The organism is Autumnicola lenta, assembly GCF_031846515.1.
GTDB classification, from domain to species: domain Bacteria; phylum Bacteroidota; class Bacteroidia; order Flavobacteriales; family Flavobacteriaceae; genus Autumnicola; species Autumnicola lenta.
The window spans coordinates 153925-168621 of sequence record NZ_JAVRHO010000004.1; the positions used below are offsets into that span (position 1 = coordinate 153925).

Sequence of the window (14697 nt, forward strand, 5' to 3'; positions counted from 1 at the left end):
TCATGTCGAAGGTTAAATACTATTACGATAGCGAGACACTTTCCTATAAAAAAATCGAGCGCCGCAAGGGACGCCGTATAGGAATTGTAATGCTGAGTGTACTCGGCTCTTTCCTGGCAGGCTTTATCCTGCTGGTGATCTACCTCAATATTCCGCAGATTGAAACTCCCAAAGAAAAAGCATTAAAGCGCGAATTGCACAACATGGAACTGCAGTACGGTCTTCTGAATAAGAAAATGAACCAGGTTCAGGATGTTTTAGCAAATATTGAAGACAGGGATAACAACATCTACAGATTGTATTTTGAAGCTAATCCAATTCCTGAAGAACAGCGAAAAGCAGGTTTTGGCGGAATTAACAGGTACAGGGAACTTGAAGGTTTCGATAATTCCAAATTGATTATCGAAACTACAAAGAGAATGGACATTCTTACAAAACAAATCGTGGTACAGTCTAAATCCTTAGATGAACTTGCAGAGCTTGCCAAAGAAAAAGGAGATTTATTAGCTTCGGTTCCAGCAATACAACCTGTGAAAAACGAAGACCTAAAGAGGATAGCTTCCGGTTATGGCTGGAGGACAGATCCCTTTACCAAGGTGAAAAAATTCCATTATGGGATGGATTTCACAGCACCCCGCGGCACTCCTGTTTATGCTACCGGCGATGGCAGGGTGACCCGTGCCGATAATCGCTCCACAGGTTATGGAAACCATATTAGAATAGACCACGGCTACGGTTACACCAGTCTTTACGGCCACCTTTACAAATATAATGTGCGACGTGGACAAACTGTAAAACGAGGAGACGTTATTGGTTTTGTAGGAAGCACCGGAAGATCTGAAGCTCCCCACCTCCATTATGAGATTTTTAAAGATGAAGACAGGATAAATCCCATCAACTTTTACTACGGAAATCTTTCTCCGGAAGAATTTGACGAAATTCTGGAAAAAGCACAACAAGAAAACCAATCCCTCGACTAATGCATATAGACCTTCCGGAAAAACGCTACTACAGCATTGGTGAAGTTGCCGAAGCATTTAAAGTAAATACTTCGCTTATCCGGTTCTGGGAGAAGGAATTTGATGTGATTAAACCTAAGAAAAATGCCAAGGGTAACAGGAAGTTCACTCAGGAAGACATTAAAAACCTGGAACTTATCTTTCACCTTGTAAAAGAGCGCGGATTTACGCTGGAAGGTGCCAAGACCCATCTTAAAGAAGAAAAGCACCAAACCCTTACCAATTTTGAAATTATTCGTAAGTTAGAGGGCATAAAAGCTACTCTAGTAAATATTAAAAATCAGTTATAATTATGAAAAAATGGCTCATCCCGACAATTGTAATCGTTGTTCTGGGAATAATAATTTACAGCCTTACAGCAGGCGTAAATAACACCGCGGTAGAACTGGAAGAAAACGTGACCCGAACCTGGGCAGATGTAGAAACTTCTTATCAAAGAAGAAGTGATCTTATTCCAAACCTGGTGAGTACCGTAAGGGGAGCAGCCGATTTTGAGCGTGGAACTTTAACCGATGTTATTGAAGCCCGATCCCGCGCCACCTCTATAAACGTAGATGCCAATAATCTGGATCCGCAGCAAATACAGCAGTTCCAGGAAGCGCAGGGCGAAGTATCTTCAGCATTATCACGGTTATTAGTCACTGTAGAACGTTACCCTGAATTGAGAGCAAATCAGAATTTCCTGCAGTTACAATCGCAGCTGGAAGGCACAGAAAATCGTATAAGTGTTGCCAGAACCCGGTATAACGAATCGGTACAAGAATATAACACCTACATTAGAAAATTTCCGAACAACATTTTTGCAGGAATGTTTGGATTTGAAAGAAAGCCGCCTTTCGAAGCAGAGGCCGGAGCAGAGAACGCACCCGATGTAGAATTTGATTTTTAGAATATGAGCAAGACTGAAGAATTTTTGACGAAAGCTGAAGAAGAGGAAATCGTAGAAGCAATAAGAACTTCCGAAAAAAATACTTCAGGCGAAATACGTGTTCACCTGGAAAAGTCTATTGGAGAAATGGATATTTTCGATCGCGCAATGGAAGTTTTCCACATGCTGAAGATGGATAATACCAAGCAGGACAATGGTGTGTTAATTTATGTTGCTGTAGAAGACCGTAACTTTGTAATCTATGGTGACAAGGGAGTTAACGATGTAGTTCCCAACGATTTTTGGGAAAGCACAAAAGATGCTATCGTAGCCCAATTTAAACAAGGAAAATTCAAACAGGGACTGATAGACGGAGTTTTAAAGGCCGGTGATGAACTTCAGCAACATTTCCCGTATAAAGAAAGTGATGTAAATGAACTTTCCGACAAAATTTCAAAAGGATAAATGCTCATATCTACAAAAAAGCTAAGCCTAACCCTATTACTGTTACTTGCTTTTACCGGCATAAGTCTTGCACAGCGGGATATACCACCAAGACCTTCTGAAGAAACGAGCGTTTATGATGAAGCCGATCTCTTTTCTTCTTCTGAAGAAAACCAGCTGGAGCAGAAACTTTTAAACTACGCCGATACCACATCTACTCAAATTGTTGTGGTCACCATCAATTCTCTTGAAGGAGAATATGCAGGAACTTATGCGACCCATTGGGCCCATGAGTGGGGAATCGGGCAGAGTGATAAGGATAACGGACTTCTAATTCTTGTAGCTGAAGAGGACCGAAAAGTTTGGATCACCACAGGTTATGGCCTTGAAGAATATCTTACCGATGCTAATACCAAAGCTATTATTGAGAATGTAATTTTACCCGAATTTCGCAACAGCGATTATTATTCCGGACTGGATAAAGGCACCACAGCTGTTTTCCAGGTCCTGAATGGCAATTTTGAAGGAGTTCCGCAGAATCGTGGAGCTTCTGAAGGAACTCCGATTCGCACGATTATCTTTTTTATCATTTTCATTATCATCCTTATCTCCATAAGCCGGAAAAACAGAGGAGGCAGAAACGGTGGCCGCAGAAGTGGCGGCAGCACACTTTTTGACGCTGTCATTCTAAGCTCTCTTGGTCGCGGCACCTTTGGAGGCGGCGGAGGAGGCGGTGGCTTTGGCGGCGGCGGCGGCTTTGGTGGTGGTTTTGGAGGCGGTGGCTTTGGCGGCGGCGGTGCCGGTGGAAGCTGGTAGTTTCTTCAGTTGTTTGTTGTTTGTTGTTTGTTGTTTAAAATATTGAAAAGTGGAAAGCAAACATTCTATTTTGAATTTTAAATTCTGAAATTTGAATTTCTTCTGTTCCAGGCCTTGTGCTCAAAATTGCAATTATTGATAATAAAAACGTGGAAAGTGGAGAGTGGAAGTTCACTCATTCTAAATTTTAAATTCTGAAATTTGAATTCCTTCTGCTCCAGGTCTTGTGCTCAAAATGGTAATTTTCGATAACAAACGTGGAAAGTGGTGAGTGGAAAGCTCCATTTAGTATTCTAAATTTTGATTTCTTAAATTTGAATTCCTTCTGTTTCAGGCCTTGTGCTCAAAATTGCAATTATTGATAACAAAAACGTGGAAAGTGGATAATCGGAAGCTCCATTTAGTATTCTAAATTTTAAATTCTAAAATTTGAATTCCTTCTGTTTCAGATCTTGTCCTCAAAACGGCAATTTTCGATAACAAACGTGGAAAGTGGTGAGTGGAAAGCTCCATTTAGTATTCTACATTTTGAGCTCTGAAATTTGAATTCTTTCCGTTTCAGGTCTTGCCCTCAAAATGACAATTATCGAACGTCTCTTGTCTCTTAAATGGAAAATCAGAATTTAAAATCTTCTTCCTCCCCTGTCAGGAGGGCCACTTCCGCCGAAATTGCTCAGCTTATACGTGAAACTTAGCATTGCGTATCGGGTAAGGATTAAACTGCTGGTATCCTGGATATAATCGTCTCCAATCACACGACGCGTATCGATGTTCTGATCCAACAAATCGTAAACCTTCACCTTCAGGGTAGCTTTGTCCTTCAGAAATTCGTATCCCAGGCTCATGTTCCAAAGCAGCGAGGTATTATCAAAACCCGGGGAAACATTTCCGAAGTAGTTAAAAGAAATATCATTACCGAAAACAACATTTTCAGGCCAGTAAGTGGTAGTCTGTAACCCAATGCTGTGATTTATAAAATCCTCGTTTCTGTCGGGATTAATATCATACATTGTGTTGTTATATGTTAATTCGTAATTTGGTTCTATACTTAATAACTCTTCAATTTCGTAAGTTAGGCGCAAACGCGGACTAATAGAATAACGTTCGGCTTCATACCTCACGGCATTTGTAAATCCTATATTTTTATTATAATTAGAGTTTAAACCAGCCTGGTAACTAAAAATCCTTGCCTCCTTTTTATATTGTTTATTGTAAAAAAGACCTACGTTTCCATTTATAGCACCATCAACATTGGTATAAGTGGTTCTCCTCACAAGGTCCTCGTCTACCGTTGTTACGGGAACCACGTTATTATCTGAAAAACCAATATTTGCATAACTAAAGATTCCGCTACGGGTGGCAAAGTCAAAATTGCGGTAATTAAGTCTAATATCCTGCCGGTAGGTGGGCTTCAATTCGGGGTTCCCCACGATAATATTTAAAGGGTTTGTTCGATCTACCACAGGTTGCAGCTGCCGGATGGAGGGGATATCCACATTGGTCGAATAGTCAATAGAGAGACTCTTTGACCTTTCAATTTCGTATCGTACCCCGGCATCCAGGAACAGGTTGTTATAGGTGTTCTCAAAAGATGTTTCTTCCAGGAAATTAGTGTTATCCAGGCTGGTATGTAAAAGCCCCACTTCTGTATTTATTCTCCAGACATCCCCTTCATAATTAAGCCCTACATTAGGAGTATGCCTCCTGCTGTTCACTTCAAAGTCACTGCTTAGAAGATCATTGAGGGTGTTATAATCTCCGTCGCCATTCTCTGCTTCATAAACATACCTTTTATTTGTAGATTTTAAATAATCGAAATCATAAGAGATGTCTAGAAAAAAATCGTCGAACAGAACACTGCGCTTACTCACTTCAAATGAATATTCATTTTCGGTTTCATCTTCGTCTATATATTGATCCTGAATTTCCACAACTTCTTCTCCATCTTCAATAAAAAAACTTTCGGAAAAGTAGAAGTTATCGTTTTTCTGCCTGCTATGATCGTTTTCAAACTCCATTTGCAAATAGGAACCGCGACTGCCAAAACGCTTTATAAAGTCTATATCATTACTGAAATCAGCACTCTCCAGTTCTTCATTATTTGAAGAGGTCGTACTGTTGATTAAGTTAAGATCCTCATCCAGTGATTCTGCTATTCGATCACGATAGGAATTTCCAAAATTAGCGTTGAACCTTGGATTAATATTAAGCCTTGTAAGGGTATCGAACTCTACCTCAAAACGAACATTTGCACGATGGCTATCATTAAGAAGGTTACTGCTTTCTTCAGAATTTGTAAAAAAACGGGAATCTGGTAAAATATTTTCTCGCGCCACAATGGTTCTTCTTTCGGTATCATTTCTTCCGAAGAAATAATCTGCGCTTAATTCTATTTCTTTTTCTTCTTCCCATTTGTTCACGAAATTAAATCCAGCTGTTTCAGCTTTAGTAATTCCGCCGCCACCGCCGCCAAAGACATTTCTACCGGCAGTTCGACCCATCATTCCAAAAACTTCATCATAACTAAACCCGGAGGTGTTGATATTATTGGAACTGGCGAGGACACTCAATCTCAGATCGTCTTTAAAATAATTCCCGATTCCGCTAAGCTCATAACGATCGTCTGTTCCTCCTCCGGCAGTGGCCCGTGCAAAATAGCCTTTGTTCTTATCTTCCTTGATGGTAATGTTTACAGTCTTATTCTCCGGATCACCTGGTTTTCCAGTAAATTCTTCAGATCGTGTTTTGGTATCGGTCACCTGAATTTTATCAATAATCTCCTTAGGAAGGTTCTTTGTGGCAATTTTGGGATCATCCCCAAAAAATTCTTCGCCGTTTACGAGAATCCGCGAAACCGGCCTGCCGTTTACGGTGATATTTCCCTGGTTATCTACCTCGACCCCCGGTAGTTTTTTCATTAATTCTTCCAGGTTGGCATCCTGCCGGGTACTAAAAGAACCGGCATTAAATTCTAAAGTATCTTTCTTAATAGTAATAGGTGCCCTTGTAGCGGTAACCATCACCTCTTCAAGCTCGTTGTCCTGAATATTTAAAGCAATGGTGGGAAGTTCTATTTGCTCTTTGATTTCCAGCGTTTCCCTGTGGGATTGATATCCGGCAAAGGAAATATACAAGTTGGCTTTGGGAGCTGTGGTGGTTCCTGTTAAACGGAAATTTCCGTTTTTTTCTGAAATGGTATAGGTAACAAGACTGCTGTCTGCTGCTTTTTCCAGGTAAATAGTTGCGGACTCCAATGGAACACCGATCTCATCCACCACTTTTCCGGTTATTTCAAAATCCTGAGAAAATGCTTTCCCAGTGATGAAAAGGAAAGCAAGAATGTAAAAAACTTTCATTAAGAGGAATTAAATAGATGAAAACGGAAATTCGACACCTCCGTCTGCTCTTAGACTAACGTTATTCCTTTTAGTTTAATCGATATTACTTTTTCCTGAATGATGGTACTAAAGCAAAACCTGATGGTTTGATATGAAAATCAGCTTATAAAAAAAGCCCGCAATTGCGGGCTTTCTTAATCTTAAATTATAAGCTGATTATGCTTAGTTGTTGTATAAATACACTGAAGCAGCGCTCGGCACGTCATTGCTAACGGCCGGAGCAATGTCTCCACTAGTGTTTAGTACATCTGTAAATCCAAGGATTTTACCACCACCATTTGCAATTTCTGCGATGAAAACCGTTTGGGTGTCATTATCATAAGCTACATCAATAGGATTTCCTAGCTCTGTAGATGCTCCGGCAATCCTGGTCTGGTCTGCCATACTAATCATTCCTCCATCCATTGTAGCTTCAAGTTTTGTATTAAAGTCTTCAATAACATGGAAACCACCATCAGAATCACTTGCGGCATCACCAATATCTGTCATAATTAAAACATCATCGGCTTCGCTATAATCGATCCCGTGAGTTCTCACCAGACCTTCAAAACTGATTCGTTTGTCAGGTAATTGCATACCTCCCATATTGGATAGGAAATCGTTAAAAATTGCAAGATCGTTGGTTGTATCTACAACAGCGAGTAAGTCTCCACCTTTAAAGGTAATTCCCCATACCGGAAAATCTACATCTACTGTATTTTCAAGTACAAAAGATGAACCATCAAAGGAATATATAAAGAACGTATCAGAACCATTATCAGATACTACAACATGATCTCCCAAAACTGCGATTTCCCTGGGACTTGGCAATTCATCAGGTCCCATAGCATCTGGAGAGATAGTTGCTCCATCAGCAGCTCCTGCGAAGTTTTCATAAAATTCTATTCTCATGTCACTTCTGGAAGCCTGAATAAGATTTCCCGAACCTGAATAGTAAACCCCTTCAGTAGAAGTTGAACTTGTCATTACAGTTTTTAGCAGGGATCCGCTTTCATTGTAAACATTTACGTTTCCATTTGCTGTACTGGTTGTGTACAATCTCGTCATCATCCCGGTAGTGCTCATTCCTGTATTTCCATCAGTTTCATCACTTGAGAAATATAGAGATGAAGCAGCAGCCAGGTCTTCTTCAAACGATGGCGTTAGGTTTCCACCTGAACCAATTGAAGTAAAACCTAAAACTTTTCCGTTTCCTACCTCAGAAATATAAACTGCATCTGTTTCAGAATCGTAAGCAACATCAATAGGGTTACCCAACATAGTATTGGATCCTGCCACCCTTGTTTGTGCTTCCAAAGGAATTTGCTCACCATCTGACAATGCATCAAAAACAGTTGAGAAATTATTTATAACATGAAAAGCTCCGTCGTCAGTAGCATTGGCAGCATCTCCAATATCTGTCATAACCATTACATCATCTGTCCCATCATAAGTAAGACCGTGGGTCCTGACTATACCTTCAACTCCTACTCTTTTAGAGGGCATCAATGTACCATCCATAGTATTAGAATCGAAATCATAGAATACCGCTAAGTCATTGGTTGTATCGACGACAGCGTATAAGTCATCACCCTTAAAGGTAATTCCCCAAACCGGAAATGGAATACTAAAAGTGTTGGTTAAAGAAAAGTTATCTCCATTTTTGGTATAAACATAAAATTGATTTGTACCATTATCTGATACCACGTATGTAGAACCATTTACTGCCAATTCTCTTGGACTATTCAAGTCGTCTGAACTGGTGTAAGCCGGAGAAAGTGTTTCACCATCAGTGGCATTGCTAAAATTATTGTAAGCTTCCAACTGAAGGTTTGATCTTGAAGCCTGTACAACTACATCATCAGAAAAATCATAAAAAATTCCTTCAGCAGCAGAGGAAGCTGTTCCAAAGTTGGAAGATGTTCCGGCGGTAAGATTATATTGAGTAATATTACCGTTGGAATTATTAGTCACGAACAATTGCGCTCTTCTGTTAACATCATTACAAGAATCGTCACTGTTCAATTCGATCACATTTGTATCAAAAAGACTTGATTCGTAACGAAGTTGCCCATCATAGCTCTGACATGAACCATCTGTAGCATAGGTATATGTCATATTTTGAGTAAAAACCGGACCCGAGTCACCATAAAACACCAACATATCTTCTCCTTCTCCGGCAGAAGTCACATCACAGGTAAAGGTACCATCACCATTGTCAACGCAGTTGGCAAGCATACCTCCTGGACCTTCTTCTTCGCTTGAAAAAACCCTGTTTTTTAAGGTAACTTGTGTTCTTATTTCATCTCCATTGGCATCTCCACTATTATCAGTATCACCTAAAACAAGGAAATTAAAAGTTTGAGTTCCACCAGTACCTAAATCAGGGTGACTATCACAATCTACACAGGAATAAGTTCCGGTAACAGGTACCGCGTGAGCTTTAGAGGTGTTCTTAACCACCATCATGTCTCCTGCTTTACCATTGTAAGTTACATTGGAGACTTCAGGATTGGTCCCGTCATCATCAACATTAAAATCAAAGCTCAAGTCTCCACTAGAAAATGTAAGACCTTCGTCTTCCTGACTTTTAGAGCTTTCTATTGCTGCAGCCCTAATGATGTTCCCTGTGCTCAAATTCACATCTGAGGTGGGATCACCTTCAAAAGGAATAGATATAGCTACACTACCTCGAGATGAGGCGTCTTTTGTAGTAAATATTGCTGTGTAAGATCCAAAACTCGTGTTATCAAATTTTCCATCACGCAAGTTTTGTTCAAATTCTGTCAAATTTTCTTCTGGAATTGTCCCTTCTTCCTGCGTTGGTAACTGATCTTCCGCACAGGAATAAAATAAAAAGACACCGAGAAGGTAAAAGCAAATTTTCTTCATAAACTGGTTTTTTATTTGGTTAATATTTTACTTAGCCAAAAGGTAACTACATGATACTCAGATACAAAGTATTTAAGTGAAGTTTAAGACGATCTTAATGTGGAATTACATTTTGTTTAACCAGGGAAACTTTGAAAAAAGAGCATTCAAAGAAGCTATTTTAAAGAACAAAATTCTTCAATTTTAAAAAAATAAAAAGACAAAATTATGACTATCAGATTATTAAATTAATTTTTACCTGATGTTAATAATCTTAAAAAGAAGCCCTCTATCTAAAAATAAAGCAAATTGTTAAGATTCTAGCTGCTCCACAAAAATTAAAATCCAGACCTTGAAAGAAGGTCGGGAGGTCTAAGTCTGAAATTTTAAAAAAGTATCAAGCGGTATTACTTTTTCCTGAAGTAAATAGTAATTGGAACTCCGCTGAAATCGAATTCTTTCCGGATCTTGTTTTCCAAAAACCGTTTATAAGGATCTCTTAAATACTGCGGAAGATTACAGAAAAATGCAAATTGTGGCTGCGGAGTTGGCAACTGCATGCAGAATTTGATCTTTACATATTTTCCTTTGTAAGCCGGCGGTGGATTATTTTCAATTATCGGAAGCATTACATCATTAAATTCCCGCGTCTTCAATTTCTTGCTCCGGTTTTCAAAAACCTGTACAGCAGTTTCTATCGCTTTAAAAACCCGCTGCTTGGTAAGTACAGAAATAAAGATAATCGGCACATCGGTAAAAGGTTCGATCTCGCGCCTAATATTCGCTTCGTATTCTTTAAGCGTGTTTGTTTCCTTATCTATTAAATCCCACTTATTCACCAGGATCACAATTCCTTTGCGGTTACGCTGGGCCAGCCAGAAAATATTCTGAACCTGCCCGTCAAAACCGCGCTGGGCATCCAAAACCACCAGACAAACATCACAATTTTCTATGGCACGTACAGAGCGCATTACCGAATAAAATTCCAAATCTTCCTTAACTTTGGCTTTTCTGCGAATACCTGCGGTATCTACCAGATTAAATTCAAAACCAAAACGGTTGTATTTTGTATCTATGGAATCTCGTGTAGTACCGGCAACATCTGTTACTATGTATCTGTCTTCACCAATGAGAGCGTTTATAAAAGAAGATTTCCCTGCATTTGGTCTTCCCACCACAGCAAAACGTGGCAATTCTGACTCTTCTTCAGCTTCAGATTCTGGTAGGGCTTCAATAAGCGCATCCAGTAAATCTCCTGTTCCACTACCATTGGTGCTGGCAATGGGAAAATATTCACCCAAACCAAGGTTATAGAATTCCACTGCGTTCGCCAGTCGCTTATTATTATCGACTTTATTTACCGCCAGCAAAACAGGTTTATCTACTTTTCTAAGTAAAAAAGCAACGTCCTCATCCATTGGAGTAATCCCCGTTTCTACATCTACCATAAAGATAATAGCATCTGCCTCATCTATGGCAAGCTCTACCTGTTTGTCAATTTCAGCTTCAAAAATATCATCGCTGCCTATAATATATCCGCCGGTATCGATAAGGGAAAATTTTCGCCCATTCCAGTCAGATTTTCCATAATGCCGATCGCGTGTAACTCCGCTAACGGAATCCACAATGGCCTCACGACGCTGGATTAATCTGTTAAAAAAAGTGGATTTTCCAACGTTTGGTCTTCCCACGATGGCTACTATATTACCCATACCGGATTTTCTTTTATTTAAGATGCAAAATTAGTGTAAATATTTGGGTTTAAAGAGAAAAGTAGAAAGCACTATGTTTCCTTACGTTTTCATTCTTTAAAGTAAAGATCAAGCTAAAAGATCGCTTCGCTGCAAGACGCAGGAAATAAAACGCTTTTACCTGGAAAGCAGGTTTAAGGTTTAAGGTTTAAGGTTTAAGGTTTAAGGTCAAATATTAACTAAGAATTCAACTGACTCAAAAAAAGTTGTCTTTTTTTCTGAAGAAAAACGAAATCAGGAAAAGTGAACTCTATTTAAGCCAATGCCTAAAAATCAACAATATCGGCCTTTAGTTGCCCGGCTCATCAATCATTATAACCAAACCTTTTTAGCTGATTACTGTCGCTACGCCAGTTTTTATTGACTTTCACGTAAAGTTCCAGGTGAACCTGTTTTCCAAAGAATTTTTCGAGGTCCTTACGCGCTTCTACTCCTACTCTTTTTAAAGCAGATCCTTTATGGCCAATAATGATCCCTTTTTGTGTCTCACGCTCTACCATAATCACGCTGCGCATCCTGATAATTTCCTCTTCTTCAAAAAACTCCTGAGTATCTATTTCTACGGAATAAGGGATTTCCTTTTTATAATGCATCAGGATTTTCTCCCTGATGATCTCGTTTACAAAAAAACGTTCCGGCTTATCGGTAAGCGTATCTTTCGGATAGAAAGCAGGACCTTCAGGCAACAATTCTACTATTCGATTAAAAACTTCAGCTACATTAAAGCCTTGTAATGCCGAAACCGGCATAATTTCAGCATTTGGAACCTTTTCTTTCCACAACTCTACCTGTTCCTCAAGTTCTTCCTGATTGGAAGTGTCAATTTTATTCAGAAGCAGTAGAACAGGAATATCAGCATGAATAATTTTATTAAAAAAAGCCTCGTCTTTAAGCTCTTTTTCGCCAATTTCGACCATATAAACAAGTACATCGGCATCTTCAAAAGCCGATTTCACAAAATCCATCATGGATTGCTGTAATTGATAAGCGGGCTTAATAATACCGGGCGTATCACTAAGAATCGCCTGGAAATCTTCCCCGTTTACGATCCCCAGGATCCTGTGCCTGGTGGTTTGTGCTTTTGAGGTAATAATAGAAAGTTTTTCACCCACAAAAGCGTTCATGAGTGTAGATTTTCCAACGTTGGGATTCCCAATAATATTTACAAAACCGGCTTTATGTGCCATAACTGAAATTTTTCACAAAGATATTATTAATTAATTCCGCTCTCCTAACTTTTTCAATCTTTCCGGCAGGAGGACGATAATTGCCATTTTAGAAGACCTGCTTCCTTAATTCGTTTGATTATCAATATCTTAAAACAGCAGTTCAATTCCTGATAAAGCTATAAAAGTTCGAAGCTTCCTGTTCAAAAAGCTTTGTCATTAAAAAAAATTACATAATTTTGCCCGCTCTTATGAAGCACGGAAGAAAAATAATATCATCCCCTCTTACTCCGCCTTAAAACAGCTTTATCTGTAATTTTATAGCCTTGATCATCCCTGATTTTTAGCTGAAAGTATCCCTTTCAACTCCATGATTCCTTTAAAACTCCAGTTCTTATGAGACAAATTTTCAATCTCTTCGATTTTAAGCAAAAAGTAGATTATAAAACCGAAGTTCTGGCCGGCTTAACAGTGGCAATGACCATGATCCCGGAGTCATTATCCTTCGCTATTTTAGCCGGATTTCCTCCACTAATGGGATTATATGCTTCCATTATAATGTGTTTGGTAACGGCAATTTTCGGGGGAAGACCAGGAATGATCTCAGGTGGAGCCGGCGCGACAGTTATTGTTTTAATTGCTCTAATGAAATCCAACGGCCTTGAATACGTTCTGGCAGCGGTGGCTTTAGCAGGGGTAATTCAGATTATAATTGGAGTTTTTAAGCTCGGAAAATTTATACGTTTAGTACCTCATCCTGTAATGTTTGGGTTTGTTAACGGGTTAGCTATTATTATATTTATGTCTCAGTTAGACCAGTTTAAGACGGTGGTGAATGGCGATATTGTATGGCTAACCGGAACTTCTTTATATATTATGGCCGGTTTAGTAGCCTTAACCATTGCGGTTGTTGTCTTCTTACCTAAACTTACTAAAGCAGTTCCTTCTTCGCTGGTTGCCATAATAATTGTATTCCTTTTGGTATACTTTCTGGGTATAAATACTAAAACAGTTGAAGATATCGCTTCTATAAGTGGTGGTTTTCCTCCTTTTCACATACCGAATATTCCATTGACCTGGGAAACATTGGAACTTATTGCCCCTTATTCTATGATTATGGCGGCAGTTGGATTAACCGAAGGCTTGCTTACCTTAAACCTGGTAGATGAAATTACAGAAACCAAAGGTAGCGGCAACAGAGAATGTATTGCTCAGGGAGGTGCAAACATACTAAATGGATTCTTCTTCGGGATGGGTGGCTGCCCAATGATCGCTCAAACTTTAGTGAACCTCTCGGCTGGATCCAGAGCTAGATTGTCTGGTATAATTGCAGCCTTTACCATTCTTGGAATAGTGTTGTTTGGTGCACCCATAATAGAACAGGTACCAATGGCAGCTCTTGTAGGAGTAATGATCATGGTAGCCATTGGAACTTTTGAGTGGGCCAGTTTAAAAATATTTAATAAAGTACCTAAGAAAGATATTTTTCTGGTAATTACTGTTGCACTAATAACTGTTATTCTGCACAATCTGGCTTTAGCAGTTCTGGTTGGAGTTATACTTTCGGCATTGTTCTTTGCCTGGGAAAGCGCCAAGAGAATTAGAGCTAGAAAAAGTATTGATGAAAATGGTGTTAAACACTATGAAATATATGGCCCGTTATTTTTTGCTTCTACTACTAATTTTGCAGAAAAATTTGATGTTGTAAACGATCCAAAAGAGATAATAATAGATTTTAAGGATAGCCGAATTGCCGATATGTCTGCTATTGAAGCTTTAAATCAAGTCACTCAGCGTTATAGTAAAGCTGGCAAAAAAGTACATCTTAGACATTTAAGCAAGGACTGCAGAAGGTTGCTAAGCAATGCAGATGGAATCATAGAAGTTAATATTCTGGAAGATCCTGATTATAAAGTGGTGACAGATAAGCCTTAAAATTTATTATCATTTACCTCAATCCAGTAACCATCGGGGTCCTGAAGATAGATCTGCTTTATACCATCTGGACGGGAATTGGTAGTTCCTGCTTCTCCCGGCCAGTTCTCAAAAGGTATATTATTCGCTTCAAGGTGCTCCATAAACGCCTGAAGATTATCTGTATTTATCGCCATATGCACCCCCTTTTTCTTCTCAATTTCTTCTTCACTTTCTATAAGGTGCACCTGGACTTTATCTGCCAGTTCGAACCAGCGAATGTGATCGGGAAGTCCGCCGTTGGGGATTTCTTTGAGTCCAAGGATCTTGTTGTAGAAATCTGCAGAAGCCTTAAGATCTGCAACCTGCATTGCATCGTGATCTTTTCTGAAGCTAAAATTATTTTGTGCATTTAAGTCTTGTGTGCTCATAGAGAAAATGCTGATAAGGAGTAAACAAAAAATGGTTTTC

Annotated in this window: 11 protein-coding genes; 6 read left to right on the plus strand and 5 right to left on the minus strand. The window is 39.2% G+C overall.

Features of this window, described 5'->3' with window-relative positions; genetic code table 11:
* The first annotated feature begins 2 nt into the window (after positions 1–2).
* From RM545_RS04080 to RM545_RS04100, 5 genes are read left to right on the plus strand one after another with little or no spacing between them, the layout of a single operon-like run.
* Entirely contained in the window at positions 3–980 is a 978-nt protein-coding gene (locus RM545_RS04080) for a M23 family metallopeptidase (RefSeq protein WP_311494037.1), read from the plus strand.
* Positions 980–1309: a MerR family transcriptional regulator gene (locus RM545_RS04085; protein WP_311494038.1), complete on the plus strand. Its 330-nt coding sequence runs from the start codon at positions 980–982 to the stop codon at positions 1307–1309. Before RM545_RS04080 ends, RM545_RS04085 begins: the two co-directional genes overlap by 1 nt.
* Positions 1310–1311: 2 nt before the next feature.
* Positions 1312–1908, plus strand: coding sequence for a LemA family protein (locus RM545_RS04090; RefSeq protein ID WP_311494039.1), 597 nt, complete (start codon positions 1312–1314; stop codon positions 1906–1908).
* A gap of 3 nt (positions 1909–1911) precedes the next feature.
* Positions 1912–2352, plus strand: a complete 441-nt coding sequence (locus RM545_RS04095) for a TPM domain-containing protein (RefSeq protein ID WP_311494040.1) — start codon at positions 1912–1914, stop codon at positions 2350–2352.
* The gene (locus tag RM545_RS04100; RefSeq protein WP_311494041.1) at positions 2353–3147 is read left to right on the plus strand and encodes a TPM domain-containing protein; all 795 of its coding nucleotides are present in this window, start codon (positions 2353–2355) and stop codon (positions 3145–3147) included.
* 623 nt (positions 3148–3770) lie between these two features.
* Here RM545_RS04100 and RM545_RS04105 read toward each other — a convergent pair.
* From RM545_RS04105 to era, 4 genes are all read right to left on the minus strand, one after another.
* The gene (locus tag RM545_RS04105; protein WP_311494042.1) at positions 3771–6503 is read right to left on the minus strand and encodes an outer membrane beta-barrel protein; all 2733 of its coding nucleotides are present in this window, start codon (positions 6501–6503) and stop codon (positions 3771–3773) included.
* Between the two features lie 204 nt (positions 6504–6707).
* Positions 6708–9416, minus strand: coding sequence for an NHL repeat-containing protein (locus RM545_RS04110; protein ID WP_311494043.1), 2709 nt, complete (start codon positions 9414–9416; stop codon positions 6708–6710).
* Between the two features lie 386 nt (positions 9417–9802).
* Positions 9803–11107, minus strand: a complete 1305-nt coding sequence (gene der / locus RM545_RS04115) for a ribosome biogenesis GTPase Der (RefSeq protein ID WP_311494044.1) — start codon at positions 11105–11107, stop codon at positions 9803–9805.
* A 344-nt stretch (positions 11108–11451) separates the two neighbouring features.
* Positions 11452–12333, minus strand: coding sequence for a GTPase Era (era, locus tag RM545_RS04120; protein WP_311494045.1), 882 nt, complete (start codon positions 12331–12333; stop codon positions 11452–11454).
* A 375-nt stretch (positions 12334–12708) separates the two neighbouring features.
* Here era and RM545_RS04125 point away from each other — a divergent pair, with 375 nt between their 5' ends.
* The gene (locus RM545_RS04125; protein ID WP_311494046.1) at positions 12709–14247 is read left to right on the plus strand and encodes a SulP family inorganic anion transporter; all 1539 of its coding nucleotides are present in this window, start codon (positions 12709–12711) and stop codon (positions 14245–14247) included.
* Here the strand turns inward: RM545_RS04125 and RM545_RS04130 are convergent.
* Positions 14244–14657 carry a VOC family protein gene (locus RM545_RS04130; protein WP_311494047.1) on the minus strand — a complete coding sequence of 138 codons (414 nt, stop codon included), beginning with the start codon at positions 14655–14657 and terminating at the stop codon, positions 14244–14246. The genes RM545_RS04125 and RM545_RS04130 overlap by 4 nt on opposite strands.
* Positions 14658–14697: the final 40 nt, after the last annotated feature.